At 66.7% G+C, this 13,331-nt stretch carries 15 protein-coding genes and 1 tRNA gene; 5 read left to right on the top strand and 11 right to left on the bottom strand.

The window, feature by feature from the left end; genetic code table 11:
* Positions 1 to 126 precede the first annotated feature (126 nt).
* Positions 127 to 939 (bottom strand): DUF1134 domain-containing protein, encoded by an 813-nt coding sequence (locus XM50_RS10915; RefSeq protein WP_046409383.1) that lies wholly within the window; start codon positions 937 to 939, stop codon positions 127 to 129.
* A gap of 178 nt (positions 940 to 1,117) precedes the next feature.
* On the opposite strand from XM50_RS10915, the gene XM50_RS10910 reads away from it, so the two are divergent.
* Positions 1,118 to 1,207, top strand: a tRNA-Ser gene (locus tag XM50_RS10910).
* Positions 1,208 to 1,253: 46 nt separating this feature from the next.
* On the opposite strand, the gene XM50_RS10905 is transcribed toward XM50_RS10910, so the two are convergent.
* A complete protein-coding gene (locus tag XM50_RS10905; RefSeq protein ID WP_046409637.1) occupies positions 1,254 to 2,240 on the bottom strand; it encodes a bile acid:sodium symporter family protein in 987 nt (328 codons plus the stop codon).
* A 283-nt stretch (positions 2,241 to 2,523) separates the two neighbouring features.
* Here XM50_RS10905 and XM50_RS10900 point away from each other — a divergent pair, with 283 nt between their 5' ends.
* A complete protein-coding gene (locus tag XM50_RS10900; RefSeq protein ID WP_052742547.1) occupies positions 2,524 to 2,781 on the top strand; it encodes a hypothetical protein in 258 nt (85 codons plus the stop codon).
* Positions 2,782 to 2,826: 45 nt separating this feature from the next.
* Here the strand turns inward: XM50_RS10900 and XM50_RS10895 are convergent, their stop codons facing one another.
* The 5 genes from XM50_RS10895 to XM50_RS20860 all read right to left on the bottom strand — a co-directional run bounded on the left by XM50_RS10895 (position 2,827) and on the right by XM50_RS20860 (position 6,277).
* Positions 2,827 to 3,243 (bottom strand): hypothetical protein, encoded by a 417-nt coding sequence (locus tag XM50_RS10895; RefSeq protein WP_052742546.1) that lies wholly within the window; start codon positions 3,241 to 3,243, stop codon positions 2,827 to 2,829.
* Between the two features lie 107 nt (positions 3,244 to 3,350).
* Entirely contained in the window at positions 3,351 to 4,124 is a 774-nt protein-coding gene (locus XM50_RS10890; protein ID WP_046409379.1) for an SDR family NAD(P)-dependent oxidoreductase, read from the bottom strand.
* 39 nt (positions 4,125 to 4,163) lie between these two features.
* Positions 4,164 to 4,508 (bottom strand): hypothetical protein, encoded by a 345-nt coding sequence (locus XM50_RS10885; protein ID WP_046409378.1) that lies wholly within the window; start codon positions 4,506 to 4,508, stop codon positions 4,164 to 4,166.
* A gap of 39 nt (positions 4,509 to 4,547) precedes the next feature.
* The gene (locus XM50_RS10880) at positions 4,548 to 6,077 is read right to left on the bottom strand and encodes a GGDEF domain-containing protein (RefSeq protein ID WP_046409376.1); all 1,530 of its coding nucleotides are present in this window, start codon (positions 6,075 to 6,077) and stop codon (positions 4,548 to 4,550) included.
* 29 nt (positions 6,078 to 6,106) lie between these two features.
* Positions 6,107 to 6,277: a hypothetical protein gene (locus XM50_RS20860; RefSeq protein ID WP_156167238.1), complete on the bottom strand. Its 171-nt coding sequence runs from the start codon at positions 6,275 to 6,277 to the stop codon at positions 6,107 to 6,109.
* Between XM50_RS20860 and XM50_RS10875 the strand changes: the two genes are divergently transcribed.
* From XM50_RS10875 to kynU, 3 genes are all read left to right on the top strand, one after another.
* Positions 6,266 to 7,603, top strand: a complete 1,338-nt coding sequence (locus XM50_RS10875) for an MFS transporter (RefSeq protein ID WP_046409374.1) — start codon at positions 6,266 to 6,268, stop codon at positions 7,601 to 7,603. The two genes, XM50_RS20860 and XM50_RS10875, sit on opposite strands and share 12 nt — an antisense overlap.
* Positions 7,604 to 7,677: 74 nt before the next feature.
* Positions 7,678 to 8,499 (top strand): tryptophan 2,3-dioxygenase, encoded by an 822-nt coding sequence (locus tag XM50_RS10870; protein WP_046409373.1) that lies wholly within the window; start codon positions 7,678 to 7,680, stop codon positions 8,497 to 8,499.
* 8 nt (positions 8,500 to 8,507) lie between these two features.
* Entirely contained in the window at positions 8,508 to 9,752 is a 1,245-nt protein-coding gene (kynU, locus tag XM50_RS10865) for a kynureninase (RefSeq protein WP_046409633.1), read from the top strand.
* A gap of 41 nt (positions 9,753 to 9,793) precedes the next feature.
* Here the strand turns inward: kynU and egtD are convergent, their stop codons facing one another.
* The 4 genes from egtD to gluQRS all read right to left on the bottom strand — a co-directional run bounded on the left by egtD (position 9,794) and on the right by gluQRS (position 13,315).
* Entirely contained in the window at positions 9,794 to 10,771 is a 978-nt protein-coding gene (gene egtD, locus XM50_RS10860; RefSeq protein WP_046409371.1) for an L-histidine N(alpha)-methyltransferase, read from the bottom strand.
* A gap of 60 nt (positions 10,772 to 10,831) precedes the next feature.
* A complete protein-coding gene (gene egtB, locus XM50_RS10855; RefSeq protein ID WP_046409370.1) occupies positions 10,832 to 12,085 on the bottom strand; it encodes an ergothioneine biosynthesis protein EgtB in 1,254 nt (417 codons plus the stop codon).
* A gap of 155 nt (positions 12,086 to 12,240) precedes the next feature.
* Positions 12,241 to 12,477 carry a twin transmembrane helix small protein gene (locus tag XM50_RS10850; RefSeq protein WP_046409368.1) on the bottom strand — a complete coding sequence of 79 codons (237 nt, stop codon included), beginning with the start codon at positions 12,475 to 12,477 and terminating at the stop codon, positions 12,241 to 12,243.
* 10 nt (positions 12,478 to 12,487) lie between these two features.
* Positions 12,488 to 13,315 (bottom strand): tRNA glutamyl-Q(34) synthetase GluQRS, encoded by an 828-nt coding sequence (gluQRS, locus tag XM50_RS10845; RefSeq protein WP_046409367.1) that lies wholly within the window; start codon positions 13,313 to 13,315, stop codon positions 12,488 to 12,490.
* Between the last annotated feature and the right edge of the window lie 16 nt (positions 13,316 to 13,331).

Here is a 13,331-nt window from a genome sequence, read left to right as displayed (position 1 = left end):
GCCGGCCCGGACAGGGCCGGTCGCGGTTCACGGAACGATATGGGCCTCCCGCACAGGGCGCCCAAGCTGCCGAACAGAGACGCTTCGTTTCGCGTCGCCGCCGGTCAGCTCATCAGCGCGCGGGAATCAGAACGGCAGCCAGTTCGATTTCTGGGTGAACTTCATATAGCCAACGTTGACACCGGCACGGTAGCCGACGCCCAGCCGCACCGGGATTAGCACCACATTGCCGCGCCGCAGGTATGTCGCGGCAAAGCCACCGACGAAGTACAGCCGGCCTTCGGCCGCCGGGAACCGCCGGTACAATTCCGCCGTGTCGTACAGATTGTACACCAGCACGAAGACCTTGTTGGCATCGCCGCCCACGTCAAAGCCGACCGACGGGCCGGTCCAATAAACCGGCATCTGCCCCTCGACCTTGTGGGTCATGATCCCCGAGCCGTAGCGCAGGCCGAGCACGAACGCGCCCGCCGCCTCACGGCCGGCGATATAGGCATTGGGCTCGCCCTGCTCCGACAGGATCTTCTCGATCAGCGAGGCAAAGCCTTCGGCGCCCTTGCCGAACACGCCCTCGCCCGCACCGATCAGGTCGTCACGCTTGAACGTCGCGGCGGCGTCGGTGGTCGCCTGCGCCTGCGGGTCCACGTTGCCCGTGGTCGGTGCCGAGCGGCTGGGTGCCGGGGCAGGGGCCGGCGCGGGGAGTGGCGCCTCCAATGGCGGGGAGTCCTGATCGGCCGGCGCCGTGTCGGAATAGGTCGGCTCACGATAGCTCTGGTCGCGATCGGCGGGCGCTGGCGTGCGCGCCGGCGGGGGCGGAACGCGCGGGCCGTCGAGATCGCTGTCGATCTGTTGGTTGGGGTCGATGGTACGCACCTGCGCCGGCGCGATGCCCGACACCATCGTGGCGATCAGTCCCATCGCGATCATCAACTTGCGCATCGTTACTTACCCCCTGGGCACGCCCGGTTTCACCGCACCATAACGGATAGACGGCTTGCGCGGCAATGAACGGCGCGGCGGAGCGACTCGGCGGTGCGTCAGGACGAAGGCGCTTTCCCGGCAGCAGCCAGTTGATCGGCTCCGCACTCCCCGCTATAGGCGCCGTTCCGCCAGGCCCGGAGACGTGGGTGAGTGGCTGAAACCAACGCTTTGCTAAAGCGTCGTACGGGAAACCGTACCGAGGGTTCGAATCCCTCCGTCTCCGCCACTTTGCCTCATCGCCATTGATCCCGGTCGTCGCCAGGCCCCTTGAATCACGCTGGCGCCCGCACCGGCGCGGCTTCTCCGTCCTCCTGAGCATAGCGCTGCGCCAGATGCGCGCAGACCAGCAGCTGGATCTGGTGAAAGATCATGACCGGCAGGATGATCGGCCCGACCTGCGCCGCCGGGAACAGCACGCCGGCGATCGGCACGCCGGATGCGAGGCTCTTCTTCGATCCGCAGAACAGGATGGCGATCCGGTCGGCGCGATCGAAGCCCAACCGCCGGGCGATCCACGCGGTCGCCACCATGATGACCGCCAGCAGGATGGCGCAGATGATGCTGAGCACGGCGAGCTGCCAGATCGGCATCCCCGACCACAGTCCCTCGACCACCGCCGCGCTGAACGCGGTATAGACCACCAGCAGGATCGATCCGCGGTCAACGGTCGACACCAGGCGCGAATGGCGCGCGACGAAGGCCTTGGTCAGCGGGCGGGAAAGATGCCCCGCGACGAACGGCACCAGCAACTGGAAGACGATCGTCCAGATTTCGTCCCCCGCGACCTGTGCCTCGCCCCCGATCAGCAGCGCGACCAGCAGCGGGGTGAGTGCGATGCCCAACAGGTTGGAGGCAGACGCGCTGCATACCGCCGCGGGGACGTTCCCACGCGCCATCGCGGTAAAGGCGATCGACGACTGGACCGTCGAGGGCAGCAGCGTGAGGAACAACAGCCCGGTCGCCAGCGACGGGGTCAGCATCGTGCCTGCGACCGCCGCGGTACCGATCCCGAGCAACGGGAACAGGCCGAAGGTGATCGCCAGCACGACCAGGTGCAGGCGCCAGTTCGTCAAACCCTGCACGATCGCCTCTCGCGACAACTTTGCGCCGTGTAAAAAGAACAGAAGCGCGATCGCAACGGTCGTCAGCGCGCCGAACAGGCGCGCGCCTTCGCCCCTGCACGGCAATAATGAGGCGACCAGCACGGTGAAAAGCAGCAGCAGGCTGTAGCGATCGATCTTGCGAATGGCGGAAAGCAGGGCAACTTCCTCTTTGTCATGGCCGGTTTTGAGGTCCGGCGGCCAGGTAGCACGTGCGCGCGGGCCTTGGCACAAACCTTTCCCCCGACACCGGTGTCAGGGATCAACCAAGTTCTTTGCCCGAAGCAGCAATGCTGTTGGTGCATGCATGGCGCGTGATGCATGTGGAACACAGCAAGCGGGAAAACTACGTAGCGCTTGTTGATAATCGTCGTTCTGTTGACACTTTGCCGGCAGTCTGGCGTTGCTACGCGCGGCGGCTTCGGCTGCGCCTTGAAGGGAGATGTTTGGGATGATGAAGATTCTATCCGGCCTCGCGGCCAGCGCGCTTGTTCTTGCGCCAATCTCGGCCACCGCGGCTCCGGCCGCTTCGGCGTCGAAGCTTTCGGTCGCCTCGTCGGCCCGCGTTGGCACCGCCACCGGCAAGTCCGATCGCGCTGTCGCTGGCGGCGGCATCGTTGCGGCCGTTCTGGCAGCGGCAATCGTTGTCGGCGGCATCGTGCTGATCGCCGACAACGACGACGACTCCGATAGCAACTGATGTAACGCGGCGGTGGCGTCCCATGGCGCCACCGCCGTTGTTCACCTACGCCGCCGGGCTCCCGGCGTCCCGCTCGGCCAGCAGCGCTTCGATCTCGTCGGCCGGCAGGTGGAACGCCGCGGCGAGGCTGGCGATCGATGCTCCCCTGGCGGCGAGAGCACGGACGCGCTGACGATCGACCACCATCGTATAGCCGGACGTATCGCGCTGCTCCCGGACGATATCCTTGCGACCTGAACCGCGGCGGCGCTGCTCGGCCGCGCGATGTGGGTCGCTCGCGGTCAGCTCCGCATCGGCGCGACGTCGCTCCTGCCGCAGCGCCTCTCGTGCCTGCGCCGACGCGGCGCGCTCCGCCGCCCGCGCCTCAAGACGGGACAGCGTTGCATCGCCCCTCGCGGGCCCCGCGCCGGGCGCGTGGCGTTGGTCGGCGCTAGCGCCTGCGCCCCAACTCTTGTGTACCATGACGCGATCTACTCCTCGCTTGCGCACTCCATTGCGACCCGGCGACCATGCGGCCGCCACGCGCGGAGGGGCTCCTTAGCGATCACGCCTGCTTTTTGAACCCGGTCCTAGCGGTCCTGCCCCCCGTCCACGGGCACGATCGCGCCGGTCACGAAACTGGCCATGGGGCTGAGCAGGAAGGCTGCCACCCGGCCGATCTCCTCCGGCCTGCCGAACCGCTGCAACGGCACCTCGCGCCGAATCCAGCGCCACCATGTCTCGGCGCGCGGGCCGGTCGAGCGTTCTTGCCAGTCGCCGCCAGGAAAGATGATATTGCCCGGCGCGATGGTGTTGACCCGCACCCCGCTCGGCCCCGCGATCACCGCCAACTCCTTGGCCAGATGCCCCAGCGCGGCCTTCGCCGTGCCATAGGTGAGGGGTGTGCCCAGCGCCGCCAGCCCGGCGATCGATCCGATCATCAGCACCGACCCTTCCCGACGCGGGGTCAGGCGGCGCAGCGCGGCGCGGGCCAGGAAGAAGGCCGAATCCAGGTTCTGCGTCATCCCGCCGCGCCACGCGTCGTCGGAAACGTCGAAGCCTGGCGGGCAGGGATGCAACCCAACATTGGCCACCGCGCCCCACAAGGGGCCCAGCGCCGCTTCGGCGGCGGCCATCGCCTCCTCCACCGCTGCCGGATCGGTCATATCGCCGGCGGCGCTCCACAATCGGTCGCCGCCAAAGCGCGCGCTGAGCGCCTCATGTGTCTGCGCCAACGCCTGTGCGCCGCGCGCGGTGAAGGCGACCTTCGCACCCTCGGCGAGACAGGCTTCCACGATGCCAAGACCGATACCGCGGCTTCCTCCGGCAACGAAAATGGTCTTGCCCGAAAGTCCCAGGTCCATGCGATCCTCTCCCCTTTGCCGCCGCCTGCCGGGCGGTCATTACGTCGTGGCGGGCAGGTCTTCGGCCGCCGCTGCCCGCACCGGTGTCCGCTCGCGCCGCCAGCGCAGCCCGAGGAACAGCACGGTGGGCCAAAACAATGTGTTGATCGTGTCTGCGATCGTATCAGGCCAGCGCCACGATCCGTGATTGTAGCGGTCGATACATTCGTTGAGCAGCTGGAGCGCGGCGACACAGGCGAGCGGGATCGGCGTCGACAGCGATCGGCGGGTGATCAGCCGCGCCAGCAGCAACACGGCCATCCCCCCATGCACATGGGCCAGCGCGTCGGGATTGGCGGGCGTGATCAGGCCCGCCACAACATTCTTCAACGCCACATAATCCATGCGCTGCTTGTGCGGCGGCGCCGATCGGAGCGCAACTGTTCAGCGGGGCGCGGCGCGGGGATAGCGTATCTCGTTGGGCCGGTCTGCCGATGGCCCGGTGGTTTCCGGCGGCAGGTCGCTCAGCCACTCCACCCGGTTACGGCCCTTGCGCTTGGCCCGGTACAGCGCCTCATCCAGCTTCCGGAACAGATCAACATGGTCGACCGCCGCCTGATCGAGACAGCAGGCAGCGACGCTGACGGTCGCATTGACCACTCGGGCGTTCCAGAAGATCCGCTGCGCGGCGAAGGTGTCCCGCAGCCGCAGCGCTAGCGCTTCGGCACTCGCCGGATCGGCGACCCGCGCAATGATCGCAAATTCCTCCCCGCCCAGCCGCGCGATCAGATCGCCCTCCCGACAGCAATCGCGCGCCGTCTTGGCGAACAGCTGGAGCATCGCATCGCCCGCCAGATGGCCATGCTGGTCGTTGATCCGCTTGAAATGATCGATGTCGAGCCACAGCACCGCCAGATGCCCGCTGTCGTCACGCCGCGCGGCCAGTCGCTTGCGCAGCTTTTCCTCGAACGCGCGGCGATTGAGCAGCCCGGTGAGCGGATCATGGTTCGCGGCATCGCGCAGCTTGTGGAGCAGGCCATCATGCACCGCGATCGCGCTGCTGATGGTCAGCGGGACCAGCACCAGGAATGCCACCGCCACCCGAACAGAGACGACATTGTACGGATTGGCCATGTCCTGGCCGATGTCGATGATGCCAAGACCAATCGCCGTCAGGCACCCGACGCCCATCGCCATGGAGATGACGGCCGTTGCAGGAACGCTATAGGCCAGGGCACACAGCAGCAGCCCCGGCATGGGAAACATGATGCTGCCCGGCCCATCGAAGCGCACCGCGGCGATGCACGACGCCACCAGCAGTAGCAGCGGCCAGCGCGGCCTGGTCGAACCGCGGATGCAGGCCAGCAATTGCCGCGGTGTGAGCCGGCGCACGGGCATGTTCAGGATCGCGGGCAGCACGACCAGATAATTGACCAATTCGCCCGCCGGCCAGGTAAGCAGCGCCTGCGCGGGGGAGCCGTTGAACGCGATCACCACCAGTGCCGCACCGCAAAGCCCTGCCGCGAGGCACGCGGGAAGCAACGACGTCACGATGCGCAGCACGGAATGTACCCGCTGAAGCGCCAGGTCGCGCGGGTCGAGCCGCATCAGGAACATCGTCGCCACCATCGCGCCGACCACGTTGGTGATCGCGAACATCACCGCCAGCGACAGCGGTCGCCCGAACATCAGGTCCGTGGCGATGAAGCCGGCAAGCGCCCCCACCCAGCTCGGCCAGCAGCGAAGCCGCGGATTGCGCACCATCAATCCTGCCAGCAGTGCGTTGGCCGGCCACAAGGACACCGAAAACGCCTGATGCGTCGCCAGGCCGACGGCGCTCGCGGTCAGAATTGCCAGCCCGATCAGCACCATCGCGCGCGCGCCGACGATCAACTGCTCGCGTGACGACGCCGCGCCGCCATGCGTCGCCCGACGTTCGCTGACGTCTGCTGATGAGGCGACGGGAAAGGACATGCGCAGCCCGATAGACTGGAACGGTAAATTTACGGTGAGGACGCTGCCTGCGCCAGCTGGTTAACCATTGCAAGTCGCTGTTTTCGTGTAAGCGTTTCCATGTACGCCACGCGATCGTTGCTGGTGATCATTTTGCGCGCATCGCCGACCATGCTGGCAATGTCGGACGCCGTCGCTAGAAAAGTCGCATGACCGATCATGGCGCGACCAGCTCCGCTTATCTTCGCCGCGTCGTCGGTGCCTCGATGGCTGGCACCATTGTCGAATGGTATGAATTCTTCCTCTACGGGACCGCTGCGACACTGGTGTTCGGGAAATTGTTCTTCCCGCCGACCGGCAACAGCCTTGATGGAATCATCGCGGCCTTCGCGACCTATGCCGTTGGCTTCATCGCCCGCCCGCTGGGCGGCGTGGTGTTCGGCCATGTGGGCGACCGGATCGGTCGCAAGTCGCTCCTTCAGGTCAGCCTGGTGCTGATCGGCGCCTCGACGTTCCTGATGGGATGCCTGCCCGGTTTTGACAGCATCGGTTATTGGGCGCCCGCGCTGCTGGTGACGCTGCGCTTCATCCAGGGTTTTGCCCTTGGCGGCGAATGGGGCGGGGCAGTGCTGCTGGTGACCGAACACAGCCCGGACGATCGGCGCGGCTTCTGGGGCAGCTTCCCCCAGGCGGGGGTGCCGCTGGGCAATCTGCTGGCGACGCTGGTGCTGCTCATCCTGTCGGCCACGCTGACGGACGAGGCGTTCCTCGCCTGGGGCTGGCGGGTCGCCTTCTGGCTGTCGGTCGTCATCATCGTGATCGGATATTACATCCGCACACAGGTCAGCGATTCGCCGCTGTTCCAGGCCGCGCGCGAACAGGCTGACCATGCCGCCGACTATGGCCTCGTCGATGTCTTCCGCCGCTATCCCCGCGCGCTCCTCACCGCCATGGGCCTGCGTTTCGGGGAAAACATCCTCTATTACATGGTCGTCACCTTCTCGATCACCTACCTCAGTTATCGCGGGATCGAGACGGGCCGCATCCTGACGTTGCTGTTCCTCGGCCACGTCGTGCACGTTCTGGCGATCCCCGCGGCCGGCATGGCGGCCGACCGCATCGGTCGCCGACCGGTCTATCTCGCCGGCGCGGCGCTGGCGATCGGTTGGCCTTTCGCCGCTTTCCCCATGTTCGACACCGGCGACACGGCGATCATGCTGGCCGCCGTCATCGCGGGGCTCGGCGTACACGCGCTGATGTATGCGCCTCAGCCGGCGATCATGACCGAGATGTTCCCGACGCGGATGCGCTATTCGGGCGTCTCGCTCGGGTATCAGGTAACGGCGATCGTCGCTGGCTCATGGGCGCCGCTGATCGGCACCGCGATCCTGCGCAACCACGACGGCTGGCTGCTGCTCGCGCTCTATATCGCCGGCAGCGCTGCGGTCAGCTTCGTCGCGGCGCTCATGATGCGCGAAACGCGCGGCATTTCACTGACTGCGATCGACCGCGCCGACACGCAGCGTCTCGTCGCCGCGGGGCGCTGAGCGCGCGACATCCGATCTGGCCGGATTGCGCCGGCTCATGAAGCAAAAGCGGCTGAAAGCGGCTAAAGAAGGCCATGGACACCCAAAGCGATCCCGCCGTCGCCCCGGCAACGGGCCCAAGCTACGCCAGCTACCTGCGCCTCGACGACCTTCTCGCCTGCCAGTCGCCCTTGTCGGGTACGCACGACGAAATGCTGTTCATCGTCATCCATCAGGCATCCGAGCTGTGGATGAAATTGTGCCTCCACGAACTGACCGCCGCGCGCGACGCCATCGCCACATCGCGCCTCGAACCGGCGTTCAAGATGATGGCCCGCGTTGCGCGCGTGCAGCAGCAGCTGATCGGCAGCTGGGAGATTCTCGCCACCATCACCCCGGCCGATTATTCCGCGATGCGCGGGAAGCTGGGCACCAGCTCGGGATTCCAGTCGCATCAATATCGCGCGATGGAATTCCTGATGGGAAACAAGAACGCGGCCATGATCGACGTCTTTGCCGACGCGCCGCCGACCCAGGCCACGCTCACCGACGCGCTGACGCAGCCGAGCATCTATGACGAGGCGCTGCGCGCCCTTGCGCGCGCCGGCCTGCCAGTGCCCGAGGATCGACTGACGCGCGACTTTTCAAAGCCTTATGTCGCCTCGCCCCAGGTCGAGATGTGCTGGCGCACCGTCTATGCCGAGCCGGAACGCCATTGGGATCTCTATGAACTCGCCGAAAAGCTCGTTGATCTCGAATATCGCTTTCAGCTCTGGCGGTTCGGCCATCTCAAGACCGTCGAGCGCGTGATCGGGTTCAAGCGCGGGACCGGCGGCACCGCCGGCGTGCCGTACCTGGCGCGGGTCATCGACCAGGTATTCTTTCCCGAGCTGCTAACCGTGAGGGCTGTATTGTGAGCGCGCCCATGACCACCAACTGGCCTGATCTCGACGCGGTCCAATCGTGGGATGCCGCTGATCCGCTCGCGGCCTGCCGCGCGCGCTTCGCGCTTCCCGTGGGAACGATCTACCTCGACGGCAATTCGCTCGGCGCGCTGCCCCGTGCGACGGCCGCCCGCGTCGCCGATGCCGTTACGCGGCAATGGGGCACCGATCTGATCGCCAGCTGGAACAAGCACGGCTGGATCGAAGCGCCCGCCCGCCTCGGCGCGCGCATTGCGCCGCTGATCGGTGCTTCGCCCGACGAAGTGATCGTGGCGGATTCCACCTCGGTCAATCTGTTCAAGCTGCTGGCGGCCGCCTGTGCCGCGCGCCATGACCGGTCCACCATCCTGGCTGAACCCGGCAATTTTCCGACCGACCTGTACGTTGCCAATGGCGTCGCGAAGATGATGCCGGGCCGCACCGTCCGCACCGTGCCGGCGGCGCAGATCGCGACGGCGATCGATCAGGACACGGCCGTCGTGCTGCTGACCCACGTCCATTACAAAACGGGCGCTATGCTCGACATGGCAGGGATCACCGCCGCGGCACATCGTGCGGGCGCGTTGATCCTCTGGGATCTCAGCCACAGCGCGGGCGCTGTCGAACTGGATCTCAACGGCTGCAGCGTCGATCTCGCCATCGGGTGCGGCTACAAGTATCTGAATGGCGGGCCGGGCGCGCCAGCCTTCCTGTTCGTCGCCCGCGCCTTGCAGCAGACGCTGTCGTCACCGCTGTCGGGCTGGATGGGTCACGCCGCCCCGTTCGACTTCGGAGACGAATATGCGCCCGCGCCGGGTGTTCGTCGCTTCCTCTGCGGGACTCCGCCGATCCTGGCAATGAGCGCGCTTGAGTCCGGGCTGGACACCTTCAACGGCACGACGTTGGCGCAACTGGTGGCGAAAAGCCGAAGGCTCGGGGACCTGTTGATCGCGGGTATCGAGGCGCGGTGCGTCCGGCATGGCTTCACGCTCGTGACCCCGCGCGATCCGTTGGCACGCGGCAGCCACGTCAGCATCGCGCACCCCCATGCCTGGGAGATCTGCCAGGCGCTCATCGCCCGCGGCGTGGTGGGCGATTTCAGGGCGCCGGATGTCCTACGCCTCGGGCTGACCCCGCTTTACACCAGCTTCGAGGATGTCTGGCAGGCGGTCGACCGGCTCGCCGCCGTGATGGACGAGGGCGCGTGGCGCGATCCTGCCTTTGCGGAGCGCGCAGCGGTGACCTGATCGAGCGAGCGGCCGCCGATCGCCTGACCGGCAATCAACGATCAGGGCGCGGGGCGTTCCGGCTGCGCCTCCGCAAGGATCACCGCGAACAGTCCGTCCGGATCGGTCCACTCCGCAACCGGCGTCCAGCCGCCGGCGCGCAGCAGGATACGGGCGTCGCGCGGCCCGTATTTGTGGCTGTTCTCAGTATGGATCGTCTCGCCGGCCGCGATCGCGAAGGGGCGGCCCTCCACCCTGAAGGCTGCGTCCTCAGTCGCCTCCAGATGCATTTCCACCCGCGCCCGATCATCATTCCAGATCGCCCGGTGCCGGAAGGCGTCGAGCGGGATGGTGCCGTCCAGCTCGCGATTGATCCGGGCGAGCAGGTTGCAGTTGAACGCCGCAGTCACGCCCGCTTCGTCGTCATAGGCACGCTCCAGCACCGCCTGATCCTTGATCCGGTCCATGCCGATCAACAGATGCGCGCCCTCACCCAGCGAGCCGCGCATTGCGCGCAACAGGTCCACCGCCGCCAGAGGGATCAGGTTTCCGATCGTGGATCCGGGGAAGAAACCGAGCTTGGGTGATGCCTCGATCGTGCGCGGCAGCGTCAACGCGCGGGTGAAGTCCGCCTCGAACGGCAACACGAACAGCTCGGGATAGCGCGCTGACAGGTCACGCGCCGAATCGCGCAGGAAGTCGCCCGATATATCGATCGGCACGTAAGCAGAGGGGCGGACCGCATCGATCACCAGCGGGGTCTTGGTCGATGAACCCGAACCGAATTCCACCAGCGCGGACCCCTCCGGGACACGTGCGGCCAGATCGGCGGCAATGTCGCGGAGGATACCGGTCTCGGTCCGCGTCGGGTAATATTCCGGCAGCCGCGTAATGTCCTCGAACAGCTCCGACCCGCGCCGGTCATAGAACCACCGTGCTGGGATCGCCCGGGGGCGGCGTTCCAGCCCGCTGAGCACATCCGCGCGAAACTGCGGGTCCGTCAGCGAGGCTTGTCCGTCCTCCATTTCCGGCTTCAGCATCAGCGTCCCTTTCCGATCGATGTCGATGTGGCGCCACCACGGTGGGACGGCGCCTTGTCCTCAGAGGTCCTTCGCCAACCGGACGCCGGTGAATTGCCAGCGCTGGTGGGGGTAGAAGAAGTTGCGGTAGCACGCGCGAGCATGGCCGCGCGGCGTGGCGCAGGATCCGCCGCGCAGGACAAACTGCCCGCTCATGAACTTGCCGTTATATTCTCCCACTGCCCCATCGACGGGGGCAAAGCCGGGGTAGGGGCGATAGGCGCTGCCGGTCCATTCCCAGACGTCGCCGAAGAATGCCGGCCCCTCGGCGGACGGGCGCGGCTCCACCGGCCCGGCTTCGTCCATCTGGTTGCCGCCGGCGGGATCATGGCCCGTTGCTGCCGCCTCCCATTCAAATTCGGTCGGAAGCCGCGCGCCGGCCCAGCTTGCATAGGCATCGGCCTCAAAGAAGCTGACGTGTGTGACCGGCGCGGCCGGATCCACCGCACGCCGCCCGTCGAGGCCGAAGCGTGTCCACACGCCGTCGCGCTCTTCCCAGTAGAGCGGTGCGGTGATGGCCTCTCGCTGGACCCAGGCCCAGCCATCGGACAGCCACCAGCACGGCTCGCGATATCCACCATCGGCGATGAACTGCTGCCATTCGCCATTGGTGACGGTGCGGCTGGCAATCGCATGCGGCGCAACCAGCGCGCGATGGCGCGGCCCCTCACAATCGAAGGCGAAACCGGCGCCGCCATGGCCGATCTCTACGATCGCTTCCTCCCGTTCGAGCCACTCGATCGCCGCGGGCATCGCAACGGGGACTTTTGGGGCGGCGGCCCATAGCGCCGGCTCGAGCGGGTTCTCGGCAAAGAGATGCAGGGTATCCGTAACCAGCAGCTCCTGATGCTGCTGTTCGTGGTGACAGCCCAGCTCAACAAGCGTGCGCGCCGCCGGCGAAAGGGTGGGAAGTGCGGCGACCACCGCATCATCCACGGCCGCGCGGTAGGTGCGCACCTCATCCAGCGTCGGCCGCGTCACCATGCCGCGGCGGCTGCGCGCATGGCGCCGTCCCTCGGCCTCGTAATAGCTGTTGAACAGGAACGGGAAGCGGCGGTCGTGCAGTCGATAGCCCGGCACATGGTCGCGCAGGACGAATGTCTCGAAGAACCAGCTCGTATGCGCCAGATGCCATTTGGCGGGCGAGGCATCGTCCATCGACTGTACGGTGGCGTCGGCGTCGCTCAACGGCGCCGCCAGCGCGTCAGTAAGCGCGCGAGTCGCCTTGTAGAACCCGGCGGTCGGGTCTTCGTCGGCTGCGTGTCGCACGTGCATCCTGTGCTCTCCCCAGTTCACGGCACGCATTCACGGCAGGCGATCAGCGCATGGATCAGAGGCGACAGGAATGGTTATCCCTGCCGCTAATCTGGATCAGGAGAAGGAACGAGCAACCGGCTTTTTTGTTCAACGCGCAGCGTTGAAGGCTCGCGTCAGTTGCGCCCAGCGGCGAACAACATGACCACGACGATCAGGATCGCGAGCGCCTGGAACAGGATGCGCTGTTGCATCATGCGGTTGGACTTCAGCTGGCTGGCGGTCGGCCCCGTCTGCCCGGTCCCCCGCGCCTCCGCGCTGGCGTTCTGCAGAAACGCGACAATGCCGCGGATCAGTGCGACGAGCGTCGCGATGAGCGCCGCGACCAGGAGGATGACCAGAAACGTCTGCATGCCACCCAATCTAGGTGGTGTGGAGGCCGTTGGGAACCCGCCCCGCGCGCAGATCGGCAGCAATGGCCCGTCCATTCACGCCGCTCTCGCGCATCGCGGCCAGCGTCGGGGCACCGTGCCGCTTGGCAAGCCGCTGCCCGTCCTCGCCAGCGAGCAGGCCGTGGTGATGGTAATGCGGCGTCGGCAGGTCGAGCAACGCCTGCAATAGCCGATGGACATGGGTGGCCGCGAACAGGTCGCGCCCGCGCACCACGTCGGTCACCCCCTGCCACGCATCGTCGACGGTGACCGCCAGATGATAGCTCGCCGGCGCATCCTTCCGCGCTAGGACAACATCGCCGGCCGATAGAGGATCAGCGGGGATCGTCCGTTCGCCGTCCTGCCACGCCAGCGCGCCAACCTGCGCGACCGCGCGCGCCATGTCGATACGCCAGCAGAACGGCCGATCACTGCCGTCCTGTCGTTCGCGGCAGGTGCCGGGATAGACCGGCTCGGCACCATGCGGCGCAGAAAGGCTGGCGGCGGCGATCTCGGCGCGCGTGCAGTAGCAACGGTAGAGCAGCCCCATCTCCCGCAGGCGATCGAGCGCCGCGGCATAAGCGGGCAGGCGATCGGACTGGTGCACGACCGGTCCGTCCCAACTCAGGCCCAGCCAGGTCAGATCGTCCATGATCGTCTGCACATGCTCGGGCCGGCTGCGCGTCCCGTCGATATCCTCGATTCGCAGCAGGAACCGGCCGCCGGCGTCGCGGGCAAGATCATGCGCCAGGATCGCCGACCATGCATGGCCAAGATGCAGGCGACCGGTGGGGGAGGGGGCGAAACGGCTGACGATCACGCCGCGCGATGTGCGT

Source organism: Sphingomonas sp. Ag1 (genome assembly GCF_000980895.1).
Classification (GTDB): domain Bacteria; phylum Pseudomonadota; class Alphaproteobacteria; order Sphingomonadales; family Sphingomonadaceae; genus Sphingomonas; species Sphingomonas panaciterrae.
The sequence above is the reverse complement of the archived record's forward strand: the minus strand, read 5'-3'. Positions and strand labels throughout refer to the sequence as shown.

Excerpts from the sequence above, each read along its gene's own strand:
- XM50_RS10915 (WP_046409383.1), bottom strand. The coding sequence starts at position 939 with ATGCGCAAGTTGATGATCGCGATGGGACTGATCGCCACGATGGTGTCG.
- XM50_RS10900 (WP_052742547.1), top strand. The coding sequence starts at position 2,524 with ATGTTTGGGATGATGAAGATTCTATCCGGCCTCGCGGCCAGCGCGCTT.
- XM50_RS10895 (WP_052742546.1), bottom strand. The coding sequence starts at position 3,243 with ATGGTACACAAGAGTTGGGGCGCAGGCGCTAGCGCCGACCAACGCCAC.
- XM50_RS10890 (WP_046409379.1), bottom strand. The coding sequence starts at position 4,124 with ATGGACCTGGGACTTTCGGGCAAGACCATTTTCGTTGCCGGAGGAAGC.
- XM50_RS10885 (WP_046409378.1), bottom strand. The coding sequence starts at position 4,508 with ATGGATTATGTGGCGTTGAAGAATGTTGTGGCGGGCCTGATCACGCCC.
- XM50_RS10880 (WP_046409376.1), bottom strand. The coding sequence starts at position 6,077 with ATGTCCTTTCCCGTCGCCTCATCAGCAGACGTCAGCGAACGTCGGGCG.
- XM50_RS10875 (WP_046409374.1), top strand. The coding sequence starts at position 6,266 with ATGACCGATCATGGCGCGACCAGCTCCGCTTATCTTCGCCGCGTCGTC.
- XM50_RS20860 (WP_156167238.1), bottom strand. The coding sequence starts at position 6,277 with ATGATCGGTCATGCGACTTTTCTAGCGACGGCGTCCGACATTGCCAGC.
- XM50_RS10870 (WP_046409373.1), top strand. The coding sequence starts at position 7,678 with ATGGACACCCAAAGCGATCCCGCCGTCGCCCCGGCAACGGGCCCAAGC.
- kynU (WP_046409633.1), top strand. The coding sequence starts at position 8,508 with ATGACCACCAACTGGCCTGATCTCGACGCGGTCCAATCGTGGGATGCC.
- egtD (WP_046409371.1), bottom strand. The coding sequence starts at position 10,771 with ATGCTGAAGCCGGAAATGGAGGACGGACAAGCCTCGCTGACGGACCCG.
- egtB (WP_046409370.1), bottom strand. The coding sequence starts at position 12,085 with ATGCACGTGCGACACGCAGCCGACGAAGACCCGACCGCCGGGTTCTAC.
- XM50_RS10850 (WP_046409368.1), bottom strand. The coding sequence starts at position 12,477 with ATGCAGACGTTTCTGGTCATCCTCCTGGTCGCGGCGCTCATCGCGACG.